This is a genomic window from Microcystis sp. LE18-22.4A (assembly GCF_027531105.1).
In the GTDB taxonomy this organism is placed as follows: Bacteria; Cyanobacteriota; Cyanobacteriia; order Cyanobacteriales; family Microcystaceae; genus Microcystis; species Microcystis aeruginosa.
Genome location: NZ_JAPZRB010000310.1, coordinates 1 through 2,805, shown reverse-complemented (window position 1 = coordinate 2,805; position 2,805 = coordinate 1). Strand labels below are relative to the sequence as shown.

3 protein-coding genes are annotated in these 2,805 nt (G+C 40.5%); 2 read left to right on the top strand and 1 reads right to left on the bottom strand.

All coding sequences use genetic code 11. From position 1 onward, the window contains the following. Positions 1–135 precede the first annotated feature (135 nt). Together O9295_RS13985 and O9295_RS13980 are read left to right on the top strand one after the other, a co-directional pair. Positions 136–1,101 (top strand): hypothetical protein, encoded by a 966-nt coding sequence (locus O9295_RS13985; protein WP_288033403.1) that lies wholly within the window; start codon positions 136–138, stop codon positions 1,099–1,101. After that, complete coding sequence (locus O9295_RS13980; protein WP_288033401.1) at positions 1,098–1,508, top strand: PIN domain-containing protein; 411 nt, start codon at positions 1,098–1,100, stop codon at positions 1,506–1,508. Before O9295_RS13985 ends, O9295_RS13980 begins: the two co-directional genes overlap by 4 nt. Here the strand turns inward: O9295_RS13980 and O9295_RS13975 are convergent, their stop codons facing one another. Next, positions 1,509–2,567 carry a potassium channel family protein gene (locus tag O9295_RS13975; protein WP_125732212.1) on the bottom strand — a complete coding sequence of 353 codons (1,059 nt, stop codon included), beginning with the start codon at positions 2,565–2,567 and terminating at the stop codon, positions 1,509–1,511. It abuts the gene before it with no gap. Between the last annotated feature and the right edge of the window lie 238 nt (positions 2,568–2,805).

Here is a 2,805-nt window from a genome sequence, read left to right as displayed (position 1 = left end):
CCAAGCTTTTCTGGTCGGAACCCCCTAAGCCGAGTTTTCAAGGTGCTGCGCCGTCCACTTGGTTTTCGAGACTGGCCTTTTAATTCTAACGTAAAGCCAACCTAGAACGGCGGGGTTTCAGACCCAAAATTTCCGATGAATAGTCTGCCAAGTTCAGTCGAACGGGAAAATTTAGGACAATTTTTGTTAGAAAATCTCCAAGATATTACAGATAAACTCAATCAAATTATAAACGATTCTGATCGAATCATCCTGGATAATTTACTACAAGAAACTCAAATTTTACTTGAGCAAGTTAAGGATAACTCTAAAACTTATCAAGCAAGAGCCGATATATTTTGTCAAATTGATGAATTATGGTTTCAGGTATGGGAACAATATAAGAATGAGGGTTCGGCAATAAATTTGATTGAGATTATCAATGAATTTACCGATAGAGTAACTGCCTATGCTAAATTATTTATCAGCCTTGCTCAGATCAATGAGGGAAAGACTGGTGAGGAAAAAGCCGATTTAATCAGAGTGGTGGAAGGTTCACGCATTCTCTCGGAAACGATAGATGTGTTTATTGATATGTTTGCTGATTCAGAATTAGAGCAAGTTTATGAGTTTGCTCAAAATGCTCTATCGGTTTCTAATCGTACTATAACCGAATATTTCCAAGATACTGAAACATCGCATTTAGTCACCCAATTGAGAGCTTATAGTAGTTTAATAATTTTCAGAATTCAAGAGCGATTTAATCCTAAGAATGTATCCTCAGAAACTACTTATCATTCCCTAGCAGATAATTTCAATGATATTGATGCCTCTACACAAAATTTAACAGGTTTGGTCGATTTGGAAACTGAAAAATCTTCGTCTGAAAACTGGTTAGATAATCTTTCTGGATCAATTTCTGATCAGGAGGTTTTTGAGAAAGCATTAGAATATGGGCGTGTTTTTCGTCAGAATGTATCCTCAGAAACTACTTCTCATTCCCTAACAGATGATTTAAGCGATCTTGATCCTTGGACAAGAGACTTAGTGGGGGTTGTCGATTTAGGACGAGAAGACCCAAAAGAATCGTATATTGATTATTTAGTGGAGAAGTATCGGTGAAACGAGTCCTATTCGATAGTGATGTATTGCTAGATGTTTTGGGTAAGCGTGAACCACATTTTCAAGCATCTGTACAAGCATTAAATACAGTTAAGACAGGTAAAACTCAAGGATATATTTCTGGTCATGCCGTCACTAATATTTATGATATTTTGTCTAGAGAAAATGGAAGAGAAAGCTCAAGAAAGTTGGTGATAAGTCTTCTAGAGAATTTGCAAGTTGCTAGGGTGACAGATGCAATAATTAGGCAAGCATTGGCAAGTCAGATGAAAGATTTTGAAGATGCCGTTACCAGTGCCGTTGCTGAATCAGAAAAGCTAGAAATAATCATAACGCGAAACCTAAGAGATTTTGCAGTTTCCCCTGTTCCCGCAATGCTACCAGTGGATTTTTTATCGATTCTTTAACTAATGCTTCGGTAAACGTAAACCATCTGAGCGCATAGGGATTAAAATCTGAGTTAAACTGCGTAATTGTTCGGCCGTTCCCATACAAATTAACAGATCCCCGGCCATTAATTCCGTATCGCCAGTCGGTCCCCCGATTAGCGTACCATCAGCGCGACGTATAGCCAAAACTAAAGCCCCCGATCGAGATCTTAAATGTGCTTGACTAAGACTTAAACCGACACAGGGACAAGTCCTCGGATCGATTAAAAATTCCTCCATATAAAACGATCGATCGGTTCCGGTTAAAATACCATCGACAAAATCCATCACCTGGGGTCGTAGGGCCGCGGCCGCTAATCTTCTACCGCCGGTAATATAGGGAGATACTACCGCATCGGCCCCGGCCCGTTGTAATTTTTGTACTGCTTCCTCGGTACTGGCCCTAGCAATGGCGCGGATTTTCGGATTAAGAGTTTTAGCAGACAAAACTGTATATAAATTCTCCGCATCGGAAGTTAAAGCGGCCACAATACAAATAGCGCGTTCAATTCCTGCCATTTGTAAAGATTTATCTAAGGTGGCATCTCCTTGAACAACAATATAATTTAATTCTTTGGCCCGATTTACCTGTAGGGGGTCTGTATCAATAACTACAAAAGGAATATTTTCGGCGTGAAATTCGATCGCCACCTGTCTACCTGTGCGACCCAAACCACAGATGATATAGTGTTCCGATAGTCGATCGATCACGCGTTTCTCCTGTCTCTGTTTGAGTCCCTCTTGAAAATAGCCTTGAATTAAAGCTTCGGTCAAGCGATTAACAATATAACCGATCGTGATTACTCCCATCACGATCAAAACCATTGTAAACAGTCGTCCCCGTTCACCTAGGGGATTAATTTCGCCAAAACCGACGGTAGCGAGGGTACTAATCGTCATATAGGCCGAATCTAGCCAACTCCAACCCTCGATCAGATGATACCAAAGCGTACCCAGCAAAAACACCACGATCAGGGCAAAAATTCCCCCGATTAATTCCTGACGCAGACGACGATATTTATCTTCACTGATAGACAAGCAAAATTCACCCCTAAGACTGTCTAGTAAATTACAATAAAATCAGTTTTTAATCTAAATAACCCGTCCTTCTCAGACGGATTTGATTATAATTTCCCCTATTGGGACTTAAACGCCAAATAAAGATCAAATCGAGTATAATCGTTAAAGAGTAAGCACTTTACGTTGAAAGAGCAGCGATGAAAGAGACAACCCCAGCCGCGATGCCCCCATGCTTTGACCGATGGTGTCGGCGGTT

Bases quoted from the DNA above. Each gene is read 5' to 3' on its own strand.
- O9295_RS13985 (WP_288033403.1), top strand. From the start codon at position 136: ATGAATAGTCTGCCAAGTTCAGTCGAACGGGAAAATTTAGGACAATTT.